The following is an 18148-nucleotide window of genomic DNA, read 5'->3' on the forward strand; positions in this document are numbered from 1 at the left end:
TTGGGAGCGCGCTATGCTGGGAGCTATCAAACACGCCTTGGCCAATCTGGCCAATGGCAATGGCCGCGATGCGCGCCAGGCCTTCTGGTTCTGGGTGTTGTTTGTGGTGATCCTGCGGTTCCTGGGCGGATTGGCAATTTCAATCCCGTTGACCGCAAAAATTGCTTCGGCGGCAATTGATGCGGCAAACAGCGGCGCAGGCAAGGATCCCGCCCTCATCCAAGCCATGATGACCGAACTGGTTACGCAAGATCTGCCGCGGATGGTCTGGCTTGGCATGGGTATCGCCATCGTTTCCATGCTGTTGCTGTGCACCAGCCTGATCCGCCGCCTGCATGATAGCGATCTCAGCGGCTGGCTGGTTCTGATCCCCGGCGCAATATCCGCTTTTGTAATCGCCCGGATGCCGGCCCAAATCGAAGTGGCCACCACATTGATGAAAGGGCTGAAACCTGGAGCCCAGCTTGATCCCGGAGCGATCATGCAGGCGCAAAGCAGCATGGCCTTGTTGGCCTGGGTACCTGTGGTCCTTGTAATCTGGTTTGGCCTGCGCAAATCGAGCGAGGGTCCCAATCGCTTTGGGGATGCGCCGGTCAGGTTCTGATGTCTGCCCGCCAGCCCAAACCGCAGCCGGGCCTTCCTTCGCGCCAGCAAATCCTCGATTTCATCGCCCAGAGTGTCGACCCGGCCGGCAAGCGCGAAATTTCGCGCGCGTTCGGGCTCAAAGGGCAAGAAAAGATCGCACTTAAAGCCTTGCTCAAGGACATGGCTGAGGAAGGCCTGATCGACGGAAACCGAAGCGCATTCCACCGGATGGGCGGGGTGCCCAAGGTTACAGTGCTGCGCGTTGTAGAGATTGACGAGGGTGAGGCTATCGCCGTGCCCGATGCCTGGTCACCCGATGATGCCGTGCCGCCGCCGCGGATCCGGATGCGTGAGAAGAAGGGTAAAGGTTCGGCCCTGCGCAAAGGCGATCGGGTTCTGGCGCGTACCGAAGAGACCGGCGGCAGTTGGATCGGCCACCCGATGAAGGTCCTGCCTGCCAGCGCCGATCAGATTATGGGCGTGGTTGAGATTGACAAGAGCGGGAAGGGTTGGCTCGCCCCCATCGATAAGCGTGAGCGCCACAGCGCGATGATCGCCGATCTGGGCGGAGCAGAAGAGGGCCAACTTGTGCTGGCCGAACCGGTAGGCCGCAGTCCGCGTTCAGGCGTCAAGGTAACAACCATACTTGGCGATCCTTTGGCCCCCAGGGCATTCAGCCTGATTGCGATCCACAAACACGGAATCCCGTTTGCATTTGCACCCGAAGCCATTGCTGAAGCGGAGTTATCGGCAAAGCTGCCGGTCAACGCTGAAACCCGCGAGGATTTGCGGGCGCTGCCGATTGTGGCGATCGATCCGGCGGATGCCCGCGATCACGATGATGCGATCTGGGCAGAACCCGATGGGGCAGGCGGCTTTCGGGCACTGGTGGCGATTGCTGATGTCAGCTTTTACGTCCGTCCCGGCGGCGCAATTGATAGCGATGCCAGAAGGCGCGGAAACTCGGTCTATTTCCCCGACCGGGTGGTGCCGATGCTGCCCGAAGTGCTCAGCGCAGATGTCTGCTCACTTAGGGCGGGTGAGACTCGCGCGGCGATGGCCTGTCATCTCGAAATAAGCGCCGAGGGCAAAGTGACGTCATGGCGCTTTAGCCGAGCAATCGTGAAAATTCATGAAGTTATCGCCTATGAGGAAGCGCAGCGGCGGATCGATAGCGGTGAAGACCACGCCCATTTGACGCACCTTTGGGCCTGTTGGCGGTTGCTTGAGCAAGCACGCAAGGCCCGCGAACCTCTGGAGTTGGAACTGCCTGAGCGCAGGGTGGTGCTTGGCGATGATGGCAAGATTGCAGAAATCGCCCTGCGCGAGCGGCTTGATGCCCACCGCGTGGTAGAGGATTTCATGATTGCCGCCAATGTCGCGGCGGCAAAGGCGCTTGAAGCCAAGGTTGCGCCGGTGGTTTATCGCCTGCACGAGCCACCCAGCCGAGAAAAGCTGGTCGCGCTCAAGGACTATCTGGCCACTTTCGACAAGAAGCTTGTCCTGGGCCAGGTCGTTACTCCTGGGCTATTCAACCGGATGCTTAAGGATGTCGCGGATGAGTCTGAAAAGGCCTTGATTATGGAAGCCGTTCTGCGCAGCCAGACCCAGGCCTATTATGGACCCGGCAATATGGGCCATTTTGGGCTCTCGTTGGCCAGCTATGCGCATTTCACGTCACCGATCCGGCGCTATTCGGATCTGTTGGTCCACCGTGCGCTGGTCGATGCCTATGGGCTTGAACAGCCCAAGCCGAAAGCCGATCTGCCCGCGCTATCGGGCCTTGCAGACCGCGACCGGGCCGATCTGGGCCGGATCTCCGAAGCAATCAGCGGGGCTGAACGGCGCGCCATGGCGGCCGAACGCGAAACGACGGACCGCTATGTCGCGGCCTGGCTTTCGGCCCGGGTTGGCGAGGTTTTCGAATGTCGAGTGACCGGCGTGCAGCGCTTTGGCCTGTTCGCCACAATCATCGGCCTGGGCGGCGATGGATTGGTGCCGATTTCGATCCTGGGGGACGAGCGCTTCTTCCACGATGAAAAGGCACAGGTTCTTGAAGGTGAACGCAGCGGAATCCGGTATGGCTTGGGCCACCGGATGCGGCTGCGTCTGGCCGAGGCAAATCCGCTTATCGGCGCGCTGAAATTTGAGCCTGAAGATAGCTCTGGCGGAAAAATAGAACCGCGCGGCAAGCCACTGTCATTGAACAAAAAAGGTAAGCATTTCGCTGGCCAACGCGGGCGTCCCGGCAATATCCGGCATCAAGGCCGCAAGCGCTAGCTCAGCCGCTCAATCTCAACCGCGCTCAGCGCGCCGGGGATCACATAGAGCGGGCAGGGGAGCTGGCCTGCCACCGAAGCGAAGTGCGAAACCAGCGGCCCTGGGGCACCGCTGCTTGCCGCGCCCAACACCAATGCAGAGGTTTCGGGGTGCTGCAAAAGATACTCGCGGATTACCGCGACACCTTCCCCCTGCTTGACCGCAATAACCGGAGCCAAGCCGCCTTCGCCCATCAGACTGCCGGCGGCAGAGGTAACCAGCGCTTCGGCGCGGGCCCGTGCCTCCTCTTCAATTGTTGCCTGAATTCCGCCAAAAGCAACGAATTGCTGGCGCGGAACCAGCGCCAGCAAGTGCACCTGGCCCTTTGTTCGCAGTGCCCGACTGGCCGCAAACCGCAGCGCGGTCGCAGCTTCCTCGGTCTCGTCCATGATCACCAGATAGACGCGCATTGCGGCTTTCCCCCTGCCAGCAAATATCTGCTACAAACCTATTCAGCGCAAGCGTCTTGCCCAATCGCGACATTTTGGCCAGAGACGTAGCGTCAGTTCGCCTTTCAGCAGGGACCAGCCGCCAATCATGCCGATCGCCATCAAGATGCCCGCTCTTTCGCCAACCATGGAGGAAGGCACCCTGGCCAAGTGGCTGGTAAAAGTGGGCGACAAGGTTTCATCGGGCGACATCATGGCCGAGATTGAGACCGACAAGGCGACGATGGAATTCGAAGCGGTTGATGAAGGCGTAATCACCGCGATTGAAGTGGCCGAAGGCAGCGAAGGCGTGAAAGTTGGCACAGTCATCGCGCTGATTTCCGGCGAAGATGATGAAGGTGGCCCTGCACCAACTCCAAAACCGGTTGCTGCGCCCACACCAAAGGCTGAAGCTCCCCCCGTAGTTTCGGCACCTGCTGCGGCTCCGGTTGCAGCGCAAGCTCCTGCACTGGCCGCCAAAGGCGAGCGCCTCGTGGCGTCACCGCTGGCCAAGCGGATTGCCGGACTGAACGGCGTTGATCTGAAAGCGATTCAAGGAACCGGGCCCGGTGGGCGGATTGTCAAAGCCGATGTTGAGGCAGTGAAAGTCGGTGTTGCAGCGCCCATCGCTGCGGCCACTCCCGTCGCGGCGCCGGCGCTGCCTGATTTCGGGATCCCCTTTCAGGCAGAAAAGCTCAATAATGTTCGCAAGACTATTGCCCGCCGCCTGACCGAGGCAAAGCAAACCATTCCGCACATCTACCTGACGCTGGACATCAGGCTTGATGCGCTGCTCAAGCTGCGCGGAGAGCTTAACAAGGCGCTTGAAGCTGATGGCGTAAAGCTCTCAGTAAATGATCTTTTGATCAAGGCCTTGGCCAAGGCCCTGATCCGCGTTCCCAAATGCAACGTGTCTTTCGCTGGGGAAGAACTGCGCAAGTATGCCCGTGCCGATATCTCGGTTGCAGTCGCTGCACCTTCTGGCCTGATTACACCGATCATAGCCGATGCGGCGGCAAAGGGCGTGGCCCAGATCAGCACCGAGATGAAAGTGCTGGCCGACAAGGCCCGTGAAGGCAAGCTGATGCCGCATGAGTATCAAGGGGGCACTGCCAGCCTTTCAAACCTTGGGATGTTCGGGATCAAGCAGTTTGATGCCGTGATTAACCCGCCCCAGGCGATGATCATGGCAGTAGGGGCCGGCGAAGCCCGGCCCTATGTGGTCGATGGGGCACTTAGTGTTGCCAGTGTGATGAGCGCCACCGGCAGCTTTGATCACCGCGCGATCGATGGTGCTGATGGTGCGCAACTGATGCAGGCGTTTAAAGATCTTATTGAAAACCCGCTTGGCTTGCTGGCCTGATTCAGATGCCCATGGCGTTGCTCAAAAACAACACCAGGCGGCGTTTTTGTGTTTATGGTCAGAGAGATGGCCCGATAAATTGTTGTCAAAATCGATTTTGCGAATAGGCTGCCCGCATCGCCAAGGATGGCGTTATTTTGGAGGGATCATGCGTAAAATTCTTTTTGCAGCGCTCGTTCTGGGTGCAGCGCCGGCCTATGCACAGGATAGCGAAGCAGCTGATGGCAAAATCGGCGGCGCACGGATCGAAGTGCGCGCCGGGATGGAGCGGCCAAACCTTAGCGATACGCAAAGCGGCACGACCTATGTCGCCAGCCTTGGCACTGGCCTCGTCTATGGCGGTGAAATTGGCTATGATATCCCGGTTGGCAACAACCTAACCGTTGGGCCCTATGTCGGAATTGACGGCGGCGGCGCTGACAAGTGCGAAACCTACACCGATCCGGGGGTTAACGGGACGGCCTGCTTCAAGGGCAATTCCAATATCTCGGGCGGCGTTCGCCTCGCATTTGCCAGCCCGAAGACCGAACTTTACGTCGGATTGGGCTATAGCAGCTACAACCTTGATTTCACCCTTCGCGAAACCGCTGTTGTCGGCGGGGCCACGGTGTTCAGCTATGACAGCCTTGGATCACGCGGCGGTCTGGATGTAGCGCTGGGCGCCAATTTCAATGTCGGTCGCCACACCTATGTGGGCGTCGGCATGAAAGTCGGCGAATATGGCGATTTTGAGGGTTCGGGCTTTAGCCTGCAGCGTTTCCAGGGCCATGTCGCCTTGGGCCTGCGCTTCTGATATCTTGGCCCCTCGCGGCGCAATTGCGCGGCGAGGGGCCCTTTAACACCTGAGAGCACCATGGCTGAGTACGATGTGATTGTCCTTGGATCGGGGCCCGGCGGCTATGTCTCAGCAATCCGCTGTGCGCAACTTGGCCTTAAGACCGCGATTGTTGAGCGGGAGAACCTGGGCGGAATTTGCCTCAACTGGGGCTGTATCCCAACCAAGGCGCTACTGCGATCGGCAGAGGTGCTGCACAATATGAAGCATGCCGCCGATTATGGGCTGGCTGCGGACAATATCCGTGCCGATCTGGATGCCGTGGTAAAGCGCAGCCGCGGGGTGGCAAAGCAGCTCAATCAGGGCGTCACGCACCTGATGAAAAAGAACAAGATCACCGTTCACATGGGCCAGGGCACGCTGAAAGGCGGCGGCAAAATCGAAGTGAAAGGTGAGAAAACCACCGAAACCCTCAGCGCCAAGCATATCATCGTCGCAACCGGCGCCCGCGCGCGCGACCTTCCGTTTGCTCCGGCCGACGGCAAGCGCGTTTGGACTTATCGCCATGCAATGGTTCCGGCAGAACTGCCCAGCAAGCTGCTGGTCATCGGATCTGGCGCGATTGGCATAGAATTCGCTAGCTTTTATAACGATATGGGCAGCGAAGTTACCGTTGTTGAAATGATGGACCGGATGGTTCCGGTTGAAGATGCCGACGTTTCGGCCTTCCTTGAAAAAGCGCTCAAAAAACAAGGGATGACGATCCTGACCGGGGCCGGGGTAGAGGCTATCGAAGTATCGGCCACGGGCATCACAGCGAAGATCAAAAGCAAGGACGGCAAGGTCAGCGAGGGCCAGTTCAGCCATGTAATCGTGGCAATCGGAATTGTTCCAAACACTGAGAATATCGGCCTTGAAGCGATTGGAGTTAAATCGGAAAAAGGAATCATTGCAATCGATGCGCTAGGCCATACCAATGTGGCGGGAATCTGGGCAATCGGTGATGTGACCGCCGGGCCATGGCTGGCCCACAAAGCCAGCCACGAAGGCGTAATTGCCGCCGAAGCCATTGCCCAGGCATTAGGCAACAAGGACGTTCATCCCCATGGTATGGATAAGGCCAACATTCCAGGCTGCACCTATTGCCACCCCCAGATCGCCTCTGTCGGATTGACCGAAGCCAAGGCCAGGGAAGCGGGCTACACGATCAAGGTCGGCACATTTCCGTTCATTGGAAACGGCAAGGCGATTGCGCTGGGCGAGCCGGAAGGGTTCATCAAGACCGTGTTCGATGCCAAGACCGGTGAGCTCCTGGGTGCCCATATGGTCGGTGCCGAGGTTACCGAGCTGATCCAGGGCTATGTTATTGGCAAGACGCTGGAAACCACCGAAGCCGAGCTGATGGCAACGGTATTTCCGCACCCAACGCTTTCGGAAATGATGCACGAAAGCGTGCTGGCCGCCTACGGCCGAGCGGTGCATGTCTAGAGATTTGTGAAATTCTCGATATGGTCCCTAGTCTTAATGGCCAGTTTACCATTCCGTCCTAGTGCAAACCCGTATGGGATCGCACACCGAATCGAAACCAGGGCAGATCGGCCCGATGCTGCTGCGGCTTGTCTGGCTGGCGCTGGCCGTGGTGCTTGTAGTTTTCAGTGGCCAGGCTGCACAGGCACAGACCGTCACGCAATATTCCAATTCCAGCGATAGCGCGAACGGCGGGATCAACGATACTTCGGCCCCTTGCACAGCACGTTTCACACGGACATTCTCGGTTGGCTCCAGTTTTACCGTCAGCGATGTCAACATTGCGGTTTTGATGAGCCATACTTGGCGTAGCGACATCAGGATGTATCTGGTTTCGCCGGCTGGTACACGGATCCAGTTGACCAACGAGCAGGGCGCCGATGCTGACAATTTCAACCTTACGTTCGATGACGAGGCTTCGAACGCCATTGCGAACTATGTAACCAATTCGGTCGCCACATCGACGACTACGGTCCCGCCATACGCCACAAGTTATCGTCCAAGCAGCCCACTTTCGGGTTTCGATGGCCAGAATTCATCGGGAACCTGGATCCTTGAGATCTGCGATGCGGTGGCTCAGGATTTTGGCACGTTCTATCAAGCAGATCTATATCTGACATCGGCCCCAGCCAACTATGCCGATCTTTCGTTGACCAAGACCGTCAATAACAGCGCCCCCGCTTTCAATGGCAGCATTACCTATACCCTCACTGTCACCAATTCGGCAGCATCCAATTTGACGTCGATCGGGGTTACAGTACGCGACCTGCTGCCTTCAGGTATCAATTTCTCAAGCTATTTGGGCACCGGAACATATAACAGCACGACCGGCGACTGGTCGGTTGGAACGCTCGCCCCTGGGCAAAGCAGCAGTCTGACAATCACGGCAACTGTCGCTGCTGGAGGGGGCGCAACTGTGGTCAACGGCGCCGAAATCACCACATCCTCGGTCTTGGATCTTGATTCCGCGCCGGGCAACGGCCTGAGCGGAGAAGACGACTATGCCAGCGCATCGATCACCGTTTCGGGCACGAACACCGCCGGAACACCGCCAGCCTTGACCTGCGCGGCGGGAAGCAGCCTGGTTAACTGGGATGTCAACACCTGGTCCGCTGGCTTGCGCAGCAATAGCTATGCAATCTCGGGGCTGGGCACAGTTGCATTCGCGGTTACAACCTCAGGCAGCGGCGATCCGACGCTTGCTGGTGTGCCGGTAACTTCAACCTCGCTGACCGGCGGCGCTGCCACGCCACAAAACAACCTTTATCTGGGTTATGACTTCTTCACCCAATCGCAGGAAGCGACCGTAAAGATCACGCTTCCATCGGCGGTGCCTGGTGCCCAGTTCCGGATTTTCGATGTCGATTATGGCGCAAATAGCTGGGCCGACCATATTACAATCACTGGTACGATCAACGGGGCCAGCGTTTTGCCGACACTTACCAATGGTATTTCCAATTGGATCTCGGGCAATGAAGCCTTCGGCATATCGGGATCGAGCAACACACAGTCTAACGGCAACCTGACGGTGACCTTCAACTCACCCGTTGACACGATCTACGTCAGCTATGGCAATCATTCAGCCGCCCCGTCTAACCCACAGGGGCAGGTAATAGGTATCGACGACATCACGCTGTGCAAACCTGTTGCCAGCATAAGCGTGACGAAGGTCAGCTTGATTATCAGCGATCCTGTAAACGGCACCAGCTTTCCCAAGGCAATTCCCGGTGCGTTAGTAGAATACTGCATTCTGGTTTCAAATACTGGCACAGCTACGCTGGCCAATATCGCGGCGAATGATACCTTGCCGGCCAATTTCAATTACGCAGCCGGAACAATGTCCTCTGGTAATACCTGTGCCACGGCCAACACTCCCGAGGATGATGACGGCTCTGGCGTTGACGAGACTGACCCATTTGGCGCGGCCATCGTAAGCAGCTCGCTCAGCGCGACCGCTTCCTCGCTCTCTGCCTCAACATCCTTTGCGCTGAAGTTCCGCGGGACTCTCAATTAGAGTCGACCACAAGTATTTTGCGTATCCTCATGATATTTGGATATTTATCAGATAGGATAGCTTTGCTGCTCTGAGCGTCCACCGGACCTGACGAAACGCAATCTATGAATAAGCTCTTATTGATAAGTAAGCCCTTTTTCATCCAATATTTTGCCGTTTGTTAACCCAGAAGCGTTACCACGCGGGTATGAAAAACCAACTCGCCATGCGCGCCGCTATCGGCAGCTTCGCCTTTGTCTCGATCTGCACTGCGGTGTTGCCCGGCACCGCCCATGCTGGCGGCGTTGCCGCAGGGACGATGATCCAGAACACCGCTTCGGCCACCTACACCTCTGGCACCGCCAGTGGCACCGTCAGTTCAAACACGGTCAGCGTCCGGGTCGATGAGCTGCTCGATGTGGCAGTATCCGGCCTAACCAGCACGCCCGCCGTTGCTGGGGCAACCGATGTCGTTCTGGAATGGTCGGTAACCAATACCGGAAACGGGCCCGAAGCCTTCAACATCGCGGTAAACCCGGCGGTTGCCGGCAATGGTTTTGACGCAACGGTTCAGCAGATCGTGGTCGATGACGGCGATGGGGTTTATGAACCCGGGATCGATCAGGTTATCGCAAACGGCGCGGCCACCCCCGCGATTGCGGCCGACGGTTCAGTCAAGATCTTCGTGATCGTCACGCTGCCCGGAACGGCTACCGATGGCCAGACTAGCCAGGTTGATCTGACAGCCACAGCGGCAACCGGTTCGGGCACCCCGGGCACCGTCTTCGCCACACAAGGCGATGGCGGCGGTGATGCGGTGGTCGGTTCGTCCACGGCAACCCAGACAGACAACGATTCGCTGATTGCCAGCCTGGCCAGTGTCGCACTGACCAAGGATGGCAATACAATCGTGGATCCATTTGGCGGCAACCAGGCGGTCCCCGGTGCGGTCATCACCTATACGTTGACCGCCACTGTAAGTGGCACCGGCCAGGCTGATAGCCTCCATATCACCGATGCGATCCCCGCAGGCACTACTTACCAGCCAGGCACCCTCACGCTTGATGCCGCACCGCTTAGCGATGCCGCCGATGCCGATGTCGGCCAGGCCTCGGCCAGCGGGATCGACGTGAACCTTGGCACGGTAGCCGGGGGTACCACCAAAATCGTCAAATTCGACGTCAAGATCAATTGAGGAGCATTGCTATGAACCGCTTCATGATCGCCGCCCTGGGTGCCGCACTGGCCAGCCTGGCCCCGGCTGCCGCACTGGCCCAAGTATCGCCTATCGAGCTTAAAGGCGATGTCAAAGTCGATACAGTAGTTGTTGAAAATGGGAAAGAAACCCACGTTTTGGTTGAACCGAAACTGGTTGTTCCCGGTGATGATCTGGTCTTTTCGACCAGCTATCGCAACAACGGCGCCACCCCGGTCAAGGACTTTGTGGTCACCAATCCGCTGCCCACGGCCGTAATGCTGGCCCCGGAAGGTGCCGACAAGCTGGTGGTCTCGGTTGACGGCGGCAAGACGTTCGGAGCGCTTTCGGCGCTAAGCGTGGCAGGCACCGAAGGCAAAGCCCGCCCGGCTGTTGCCGCTGACGTAACCCATATTCGCTGGATCCTGCCAGTGCTTGCCCCTGGCAGCACCGGCAAGCTCACATATCACGCCATTGTCCGCTGATACCCGCTGACATTTGGATTGAACCGCCAAGACACGCAGGCGGACTTTTTTGCGGGTCGCACAAGAAGACAGGAACTTGCAATGAACAGGATTAGCAGACTGCTTGGGACGGTCGGTGCTGCTGCACTGACCGTTGTCAGCGCCAGTCCCGCTTTTGCTAGCGGGACGGCGTCGGGGACATCGATCACCAATACAGTGACGGTGCAATATCAGGTTGGCGGCGTTTCGCAGACCGCAACCGGCGCTTCGGATACCTTCAAGGTTGATCGCAAGATCAACGTTACGGTTGCCGAAGTCGGCAGCACGGCGACAGACGTTTCGCCCGGCGCAACGGCCCAGGTGACGACTTTCACGGTTACCAACAATTCCAACGCAGCGCTCGATTTTGCGTTGGTTGCGGCGCAGCAGACCGGCGGGGCGGCTGCCTTTGCAGGTACGGACAGCTTCGATGCCACCAACGTCAAGATCTATGTCGATACCAATACGAACGGCGTTTACGATCCGGGCACCGATCTGGAAGTTGCCTACCTTGATGAGCTTGCTGCTGATGCCAGCAAGACCGTTTTCGTGGTCGCTGACATCCCGCTTAGCCTTGGTTCAACCGATGTGGCTACTGTTTCGCTTCAGGCCACTGGCCGCGAAGGCGGAACCGCCGCTTCGATGGGCGGCGCGCTTAGCCAGACCAACACCAGCGCGGCCAACGAAGTTGATCCGATGTTCGTTGACACCGTGTTTGCCGACGTTGCAGGCGCAGTCGATGGGGCACGCGATGGGGCCCATTCGGCCAAGGACGATTTCAAGGTCCTGGCCGCAGCGCTATCGATCAGCAAGCTGAGCCGGGTCGTTTCCGATCCGTTCAACGGCACCAGCAATCCCAAGGCCATTCCGGGCGCAACGATCGAATATTGCATTGTTGTAGAGAATGCCACGGGCAGCGCGACTGCCAGCAGCGTGGCCATCTCTGATCCGCTGCCGGGCACAGTCACTTATGACGGCGGCGGCGTGTTCCTTGATGGCACCGTCACCTCTGGTGCCTGCAACGCTGATGGCACCAACACAGGTGCTCATGCCGCAGGTGTCGTCACGGGGACGCTTTCAAGTGTTGCCGCCGGCGAAACCAAAACGCTGCGCTTCCGCGCGACGATAAACTAACCAGGCAGGGGACGGCGCGCTTGGTGGCGCGCCGTCCCCAGTCGCAGCTCCCAAGGGTCGATGGGCGTTTTCCGGCAAATAGCAGCACTGATGGCAGCGCTTACCGCGCTGCTTTTGTGCGTGCCAGTTGCCCAGGCGCAGACCATCACCAATACCGCCGGGGCCCAATGGACCCAGGGCGGACAGGCGTTTTCAACCAATTCGAATACGGTTTCGATCACGCTGTCCACACCGCAGACGGTGCTGGTCACTTACAAGAATTCGGCCGGCGGCCAGAACTATGGATATACCGCAGCAACTTGCGGCGGCAGCGCAATCGTGCTGCCCGGCGGAAGTGCCAGCGGGACTTCGATCGCCACATTGGCCCAAACCAACACGATCCGCGTAGGCGAAGCGCTCTATTTCAGCCTTTCTGCTCCCAGCGCCAATCTGAATCCAAATGGCCTGGACAGCCTGGTCGCCACAATCACCAATCAGAGCGGTGATCGCGAAGTCCTTACCGTGCATGAAACCGCAGTTAACAGCGGCGTGTTCATGGGCGCGATCACAACCAAGCCGATCCCGCCACAGCCAGTTCAGGGCGATTGCCGTCTGAGTCTGCGCCAGGGTGATGAAATCACCATTGGCGTAGCTGAGGCCAGCGGCGGAACGGCCATTGCCACGGCGCAGGTTGATGTACTGGCCGATCCATACGGTATCGTTTTCGATAGCGAAGATGGCCGCCCGGTAAACGGCGCGCGCGTAATGCTGGTCGATGCAATTACCGGGGCACCAGCCAGGGTCTATGCCGATGACGGCGTGACACCATGGCCCTCCAGCGTCATTTCGGGCCAACCAATTACCGATGGGGCCGGCAATATCTATCCGATGGCGCCGGGCGAGTATCGCTTTCCGCTGGTCGCACTGGGCCGATATCGCCTGGTGATTGTGCCGCCGGCGCCATACACCGCGCCATCAGCTGCTACCCCGGCGCAGATTGCCCCGCTGCTGCGTCCTGATGGCAATCCTTTCGCGATCATCGATGCTTCTTATGGCGGGGTTCTGCAGCTTTCTGATGTGACTGCGGTGCGGGTTGATATCCCGCTGGATCATCCACCGCTGGGCGTAGCCGTAACCAAAACGGCCTCGCGCGCTTCCGCATTGCCGGGTGATGTAGTGTTCTACACCCTGTCAATCTCCAATCCCGATAGCATCAGCGCCAAACGCGCGGTTACGCTGGTAGATCGGCCAAGCGCGAATTTGCGGCTGCGGCCGGATTCTGTGCGGATCGATGGTGTCGCTGCGCCGGGCGCGGTTTCTGCATCGGCTGATGGCCGGACACTCACCCTGTTGCTGGGCGATGTTGCCCCAGGCGATAAACGCACCATCACCTATGCCATGACAATCCGCCCCGATGCCTCGGCTGGAACCGCGATCAACCAGGCCACGGTTACCGATCTGGCCGGACGTAGCGCTTCAGCCGGCGCTACGGTTCGGATTGAGCGCCAGGATCTGGCAGCGCGGGTTACGATTATCGGGCGCATTACCGATGGCGGTTGCTCGGTCGATGGCCGCCATAACCCGGTAGCGGGCGTGCGGGTGGTGCTGGAAGACGGCAGCTTTGCGATTACCGATGCCGATGGGCGCTATCACTTTGAAGGCGTCGTTCCTGGAACCCACGTTGTTCAGGCCCAGGTTTCTACCCTGCCTGAAGGCGGCGAATTTGCCGATTGCACCCGATCCACCCGCAGCGCCGGTAGCGCCAGCTCGCGGTTTGTAATGGCTCGCGGCGGGATGTTGGTGGTTGCTGATTTTTCTGCGAATATACCTGATAATAACGGTGTAACATATTCTAATTCATCACCAAAAATAGCCTACGAATCATTTGATGGCTTGCCGATGGCTCGCCCGGCAACTGCAGCTCCGGCTGCTGCATCTGCGCCGGCCAAAGGCAAGCCGGATGCACCCGATGCGGAACGCCAGCAGCGCCTTGCCGCTGGCGCTGAAACCGATTGGTTCGGCAAGGGTGATGGACCTACGGAATTTCTGTTCCCAGCGATCGATCATAACCCCCGCGCACCAGCCATCCGGATTGTCATCCGCCACCGGGCTGGGCAAAAGGTTGATCTGACCATCAATGGCACCCCGGTAGACAAGCTGGCCTTCGAAGGCGCGCGCATTGCACCGGGCGGCGGCTATGCCATCAGCGTATGGCGCGGCATTCCGCTGGGCGGCGAGCAGACCCGGCTGGTGGCCGTGGTGCGCGATCCCAGTGGCACCGAAGTGTCGCGCCTGACCCGCACTGTGCATTATGCCGCAACCCCGGCCCGGATCGAGCTGCTTCCCAGCCAGACCCATCTGGTTGCCGATGGCAAGACCCGTCCGGTGCTGGCTCTGCGCATTCTCGATCACACCGGCCGCCCGGTTCATGCCGGCCTGTCGGGGGAATTCTCGCTTTCAGCACCCTATGAGAGCGCCGAGGCAATTGATCTGTTGCAACAGCGTCAATTGGCTGGGGCAGGCCGGCAATCGCCGCGCTGGACCGTCAAAGGTGATGACGGGATTGCTTATGTCGAACTTGCGCCCACTATGGCCAGCGGCAAATTGCGGATGGAATTCAATTTTTCAGACGGCCAGCAAAAGCGCCGGCAAGAGCTGGAAGCCTGGATCGCACCGGGCGATCAGCCCTGGACCGTGGTTGGCCTGATCGAAGGCACGGTTGGCCAACAGACCATTGCCGGTCAGATGGAGCATACCGGCAATTTTGACAGCGATTTGGGTGAACGCGCCCGCACCGCCTTCTACCTGAAGGGCCCGGTAGGCGAGGGCTTTGTGGTGACCGGAAGCTATGACAGCGCCAAGCAACGCGAAGATCAAGTCTTGCTCGGCACGATCGATCCCAGGGCTTACTACACCGTTTTTGCCGATGGTTCGGACCGCCGCTTTGATGCTGCGAGCCGCGACAAGGTTTATCTGCGGGTCGAAAACCGCGGTTTCTATGCACTGTATGGCGATACCACGAGCGGGCTCGACCAGACCCAGCTGGGCCGATATCTGCGCACCGCAACTGGCATCAAGACCGAATTTGAAAGCGGCGGGATCCACCTTCAGGGATTTGCGGCCAAGCTTGCCACCACGCACCGCCGGGACGAATTTCAAGGCGGCGGGATATCCGGACCCTATCGCTTGTCGAGCCGCGCAATCATGCCCGGCAGCGAAGTGGTGACCATCGAAGTACGCGACCGTTTCCGCAGCGAAGTGATCGTATCACGCCGCACGCTGGTTCGGTTCGTGGACTATGATCTGGATCTGCTTTCAGGAACGATCACCTTCAAGGAACCGATCCTCAGCCGCGACGATGGGCTCAATCCGCAATTCATCGTGATCGACTATGAAATCGACGGAAACAGCCCCGGCGGTGCATGGAATGGCGGCGTGCGGGCTGATGTCACCATGATCGGCGGAGCGCTGCGAATCGGGGCAACCGCAATCAGCGATACCGGCGCCAATGGCGATACTGGCGAACGCACCAATCTGATCGCACTCGATCTGCGTGCCCGCCTGGGCCAGAACACCGAACTGCGCGGCGAAGCAGCCCGCAGCTTCAATCAAGGCCAGCAGGCCGATGCCTGGTTAGTCGAAGTAGAACATCATTCTGGCCGGGTTGATGTGCTGGCCTATATGCGCCAGGCTTCGCGTGAATTTGGCCTGGGCCAGACGGCCGGAGCTGAACTTGGCCGCCGCAAGATTGGCGCCGATGCCCGGATCCGGATTACACCTGATCTTTCGGTCGTTACCAGCGGTTGGGTGGATGACAGCCTGACCGACGGATCGCGCCGGGTTGCGGTACAAACCGGACTTTCGTGGCACACCAAAGAAGGGGATGCCCGGATCGGATACGCCCATTTTGACGATCGCCTGGCTGATGGCACCACCGGCAGCTCTGATGTGATCGAAGCTTCGGTTTCGCGCCGCTTTTTCGATAACAAGCTTGAACTGAGCGCAGCCACCAGCTTTGCCATTGGCGGCAGCGACGGCGATTCCATTGATCAGCCGGAACGCCACCGTTTTTCGGCTCGCTATGCGATCACGCCCACTATCAAGCTGGCCGGCACTTATGAAATCGCGTTTGGCGATAATATCGATGCCCGGACCGGCCGGATCGGGATCGAAGCGACCCCGTGGGATGGCGGGCGTGTGGTTACGATGGTGGGCCAGCAGGATATCACCGAACTGGGCAAGCGCAGCTTCGCCAACTTTGGCCTGGCGCAATCAATCCCGGTCACGGCCAACCTCACGCTTGATGCGACGCTTGATGCCAGCCGGACAATCGGCGGGTTTGATCCAGCCTATCTTGTCAATCCAGATCACCCAGCATCCAGCGGCGGCAATATCGGCGAAAACGGCACCATCGCGGAAGATTTTACCGCAGTTACGCTGGGCGGCTCGTGGCGCTCTGGCTTGTGGAATGCCTCGGCTCGCGGTGAATGGCGCGAGGGCGATCTGGCTACTCGCAAGGGCGCATCGGTGGGCGCGCTTCGCCAGTTGGGCGAAGGCTCAATGCTGGGCGGCGGTTTTACCTGGACCCGCGCCGATGCCAGCGCCGGGCTTTCAAGCCAGGTCATGGAAGGCACGCTGGCTATCGCACACCGCCCGGCCGATGCTGAATTCGCGTTCCTGACCAAGTTGCAGTATCGCTCGGATATCCTTCACGGCGCGATTGCCGGTGAAGCAGGCCCGGCCGGACGTGGTGCGCTGACGGTTGATGGTGATGCGCGCTCAGACCGGGTCCTGGTCAGCTTCTCTGGCGATTGGACCCCGCGCAGCAAGGTTGACGGGCAATGGGTCCAGCGTGACCATCTGGGTTTCTTCATCGCTGCTCGGCACAATTTCGACAGTTTCCAGCAATACGACATATCCGGCACCACGGTGCTGGGCGGGCTTGATGCACGCTGGGGGATTGGCGATCACTTCGAATTGGGCGCTGGCGGCACGGTCCGTTATAGCCTGACCGACAAGACCGCGAGCTACTCTTATGGCCCGCAGATCGGCCTATCGCCAACCAAGGACGTGCTGCTGCTGATCGGCTACAATGTCTCTGGCTTCCGTGATCCCGATTTCGCCGGCGCTCGGCTGACCGATCAAGGGCTCTACGCCACTATCAAGATCAAATTTGACGCTGATACCTTTGGCTTCCTGGGCCTGGGCCGATAAGGGCTGGCGTCGCACAGCAGACTGCGCTTTAACCCTGCCACACCGATTGGAAGGGACTGCGTGAATGACCGAGGCTACATCCGTCGTTGAAGGACAAGCGCCCGGGCCGCTGGCCGGCGTTGCAATCACCGCAATTGTGCTTGTCGTCATCGCGGCATGGGTCGTGGTCGGGATGCAGTTCTTCAGCGATGACAAGACCTTGTTCGGCGGCTTCCTGCTGCTGTGGCATTGGGCTAATAACGAAGCGATGGAGATAAAGCGCCTGCCATCGGCGATCACTGGCGCATTGATCGGGATCTTTCTGGCCTGGTTTGTGGTTTTCGCCACGGGCAGCTGGGGCGGGGCAGGCATCGCCGCCGGGCTGCTCTTGATTGTGGCCGCGCTCTATCTCGATGTGATCAAGACGCTGCCATTTGCGGTCAATTCTTCAACCACACTGTTCCTGACTATCGCGGCAGCCCCGCTGGTCCAGCTTAGCGTCAACTGGACCGAACTGGTTCTTAGCGTGGTGATCGGAGGGCTGTTCTTCGGCGTGCTGATCGAGGGTATCAAGCAGCTTGCGGCCAAATTCGGCGGGAATTGAATATAAAGGAGCCACTCTGATGGAAATGACCAAGCCGTTCATAATGCTTGCCATTCTTGCCGGGCAGATTGCTCTGGCCCAGCCTTCCATGGCTGCCGGCCCCAAGTGGAAGCGGGTTAGCGAAAGCGAGGACGGATCCAGCAAGCACTGCGTTGATACCAGCTCGATCAAGCGCAGCGGCGATACAGTCGATTTTACCGAACGCACCGAGATGAACGGCGATCCGGATGGATGGAAGGAGGTTGTGTCCGAATCCCGGGTCAACTGCAAAACCCTGATGAGCCTGCCGATCCGGATGACCATCACCTATGGCGGCGGGCGGTCCGAACAGTTCGAAAACGTGGATCCCGAATCCTGGACAGCAATCGAACCGGATTCGGTTGGTTCCGAAGTGCAGCAATTTGTCTGCAGCAAATAGAAATTGGCGGACAGGGTGGGATTCGAACCCACGGTGAGCTTTCACCCACGGCGGTTTTCAAGACCGCTGCCTTAAACCACTCGGCCACCTGTCCGCACAACGAGCGCCGCTAGACGGTTTGATTGCTCTCGG

13 protein-coding genes and 1 tRNA gene are annotated in these 18148 nt (G+C 59.0%); 12 read left to right on the forward strand and 2 right to left on the reverse strand.

All coding sequences use genetic code 11. The features are described 5' to 3' along the window. Positions 1-13: 13 nt before the first annotated feature. Together ABL914_RS00405 and ABL914_RS00410 are read left to right on the forward strand one after the other, a co-directional pair. The gene (locus ABL914_RS00405; RefSeq protein ID WP_391561161.1) at positions 14-604 is read left to right on the forward strand and encodes a DUF805 domain-containing protein; all 591 of its coding nucleotides are present in this window, start codon (positions 14-16) and stop codon (positions 602-604) included. Next, positions 604-2865: a ribonuclease R family protein gene (locus ABL914_RS00410; RefSeq protein ID WP_391561162.1), complete on the forward strand. Its 2262-nt coding sequence runs from the start codon at positions 604-606 to the stop codon at positions 2863-2865. The genes ABL914_RS00405 and ABL914_RS00410 overlap by 1 nt, the downstream gene beginning before the upstream one ends. Here the strand turns inward: ABL914_RS00410 and ABL914_RS00415 are convergent. Beyond that, positions 2862-3314, reverse strand: a complete 453-nt coding sequence (locus ABL914_RS00415; RefSeq protein WP_391561163.1) for a universal stress protein — start codon at positions 3312-3314, stop codon at positions 2862-2864. The genes ABL914_RS00410 and ABL914_RS00415 overlap by 4 nt on opposite strands. A 127-nt stretch (positions 3315-3441) precedes the next feature. Between ABL914_RS00415 and ABL914_RS00420 the strand changes: the two genes are divergently transcribed. From ABL914_RS00420 to ABL914_RS00465, 10 genes are all read left to right on the forward strand, one after another. Then, on the forward strand, positions 3442-4695 hold the full coding sequence (locus tag ABL914_RS00420) for a pyruvate dehydrogenase complex dihydrolipoamide acetyltransferase (protein ID WP_391561164.1): 1254 nt from the start codon (positions 3442-3444) through the stop codon (positions 4693-4695). A gap of 148 nt (positions 4696-4843) precedes the next feature. Beyond that, positions 4844-5488: an outer membrane beta-barrel protein gene (locus ABL914_RS00425; protein WP_391561165.1), complete on the forward strand. Its 645-nt coding sequence runs from the start codon at positions 4844-4846 to the stop codon at positions 5486-5488. A gap of 60 nt (positions 5489-5548) precedes the next feature. Beyond that, entirely contained in the window at positions 5549-6958 is a 1410-nt protein-coding gene (gene lpdA, locus ABL914_RS00430; RefSeq protein WP_391561166.1) for a dihydrolipoyl dehydrogenase, read from the forward strand. Between the two features lie 73 nt (positions 6959-7031). After that, positions 7032-9011, forward strand: a complete 1980-nt coding sequence (locus tag ABL914_RS00435) for a proprotein convertase P-domain-containing protein (RefSeq protein ID WP_391561167.1) — start codon at positions 7032-7034, stop codon at positions 9009-9011. Positions 9012-9198: 187 nt separating this feature from the next. Continuing rightward, complete coding sequence (locus tag ABL914_RS00440) at positions 9199-10185, forward strand: hypothetical protein (RefSeq protein WP_391561168.1); 987 nt, start codon at positions 9199-9201, stop codon at positions 10183-10185. An 11-nt stretch (positions 10186-10196) separates the two neighbouring features. Continuing rightward, complete coding sequence (locus ABL914_RS00445; protein ID WP_391561169.1) at positions 10197-10670, forward strand: hypothetical protein; 474 nt, start codon at positions 10197-10199, stop codon at positions 10668-10670. 81 nt (positions 10671-10751) lie between these two features. Continuing rightward, positions 10752-11822 (forward strand): hypothetical protein, encoded by a 1071-nt coding sequence (locus ABL914_RS00450; protein ID WP_391561170.1) that lies wholly within the window; start codon positions 10752-10754, stop codon positions 11820-11822. A gap of 90 nt (positions 11823-11912) precedes the next feature. Beyond that, entirely contained in the window at positions 11913-17015 is a 5103-nt protein-coding gene (locus ABL914_RS00455; protein WP_391561171.1) for a hypothetical protein, read from the forward strand. 64 nt (positions 17016-17079) lie between these two features. Next, complete coding sequence (locus ABL914_RS00460; RefSeq protein ID WP_391561172.1) at positions 17080-17598, forward strand: hypothetical protein; 519 nt, start codon at positions 17080-17082, stop codon at positions 17596-17598. Between the two features lie 19 nt (positions 17599-17617). Next, positions 17618-18016: a surface-adhesin E family protein gene (locus ABL914_RS00465; protein WP_391561173.1), complete on the forward strand. Its 399-nt coding sequence runs from the start codon at positions 17618-17620 to the stop codon at positions 18014-18016. Positions 18017-18020: 4 nt separating this feature from the next. Here the strand turns inward: ABL914_RS00465 and ABL914_RS00470 are convergent. Beyond that, a tRNA-Ser gene (locus ABL914_RS00470) sits at positions 18021-18110 on the reverse strand. Between the last annotated feature and the right edge of the window lie 38 nt (positions 18111-18148).

The sequence above is a fragment of the Novosphingobium sp. genome (assembly GCF_040079535.1).
In the GTDB taxonomy this organism is placed as follows: domain Bacteria; phylum Pseudomonadota; class Alphaproteobacteria; order Sphingomonadales; family Sphingomonadaceae; genus Novosphingobium.

Coding starts and splice junctions, on each gene's coding strand:
- ABL914_RS00405 (WP_391561161.1), top strand. CDS start 14: ATGCTGGGAGCTATCAAACACGCCTTGGCCAATCTGGCCAATGGCAAT.
- ABL914_RS00410 (WP_391561162.1), top strand. CDS start 604: ATGTCTGCCCGCCAGCCCAAACCGCAGCCGGGCCTTCCTTCGCGCCAG.
- ABL914_RS00415 (WP_391561163.1), bottom strand. CDS start 3,314: ATGCGCGTCTATCTGGTGATCATGGACGAGACCGAGGAAGCTGCGACC.
- ABL914_RS00420 (WP_391561164.1), top strand. CDS start 3,442: ATGCCGATCGCCATCAAGATGCCCGCTCTTTCGCCAACCATGGAGGAA.
- ABL914_RS00425 (WP_391561165.1), top strand. CDS start 4,844: ATGCGTAAAATTCTTTTTGCAGCGCTCGTTCTGGGTGCAGCGCCGGCC.
- lpdA (WP_391561166.1), top strand. CDS start 5,549: ATGGCTGAGTACGATGTGATTGTCCTTGGATCGGGGCCCGGCGGCTAT.
- ABL914_RS00435 (WP_391561167.1), top strand. CDS start 7,032: ATGGGATCGCACACCGAATCGAAACCAGGGCAGATCGGCCCGATGCTG.
- ABL914_RS00440 (WP_391561168.1), top strand. CDS start 9,199: ATGAAAAACCAACTCGCCATGCGCGCCGCTATCGGCAGCTTCGCCTTT.
- ABL914_RS00445 (WP_391561169.1), top strand. CDS start 10,197: ATGAACCGCTTCATGATCGCCGCCCTGGGTGCCGCACTGGCCAGCCTG.
- ABL914_RS00450 (WP_391561170.1), top strand. CDS start 10,752: ATGAACAGGATTAGCAGACTGCTTGGGACGGTCGGTGCTGCTGCACTG.
- ABL914_RS00455 (WP_391561171.1), top strand. CDS start 11,913: ATGGCAGCGCTTACCGCGCTGCTTTTGTGCGTGCCAGTTGCCCAGGCG.
- ABL914_RS00460 (WP_391561172.1), top strand. CDS start 17,080: ATGACCGAGGCTACATCCGTCGTTGAAGGACAAGCGCCCGGGCCGCTG.
- ABL914_RS00465 (WP_391561173.1), top strand. CDS start 17,618: ATGGAAATGACCAAGCCGTTCATAATGCTTGCCATTCTTGCCGGGCAG.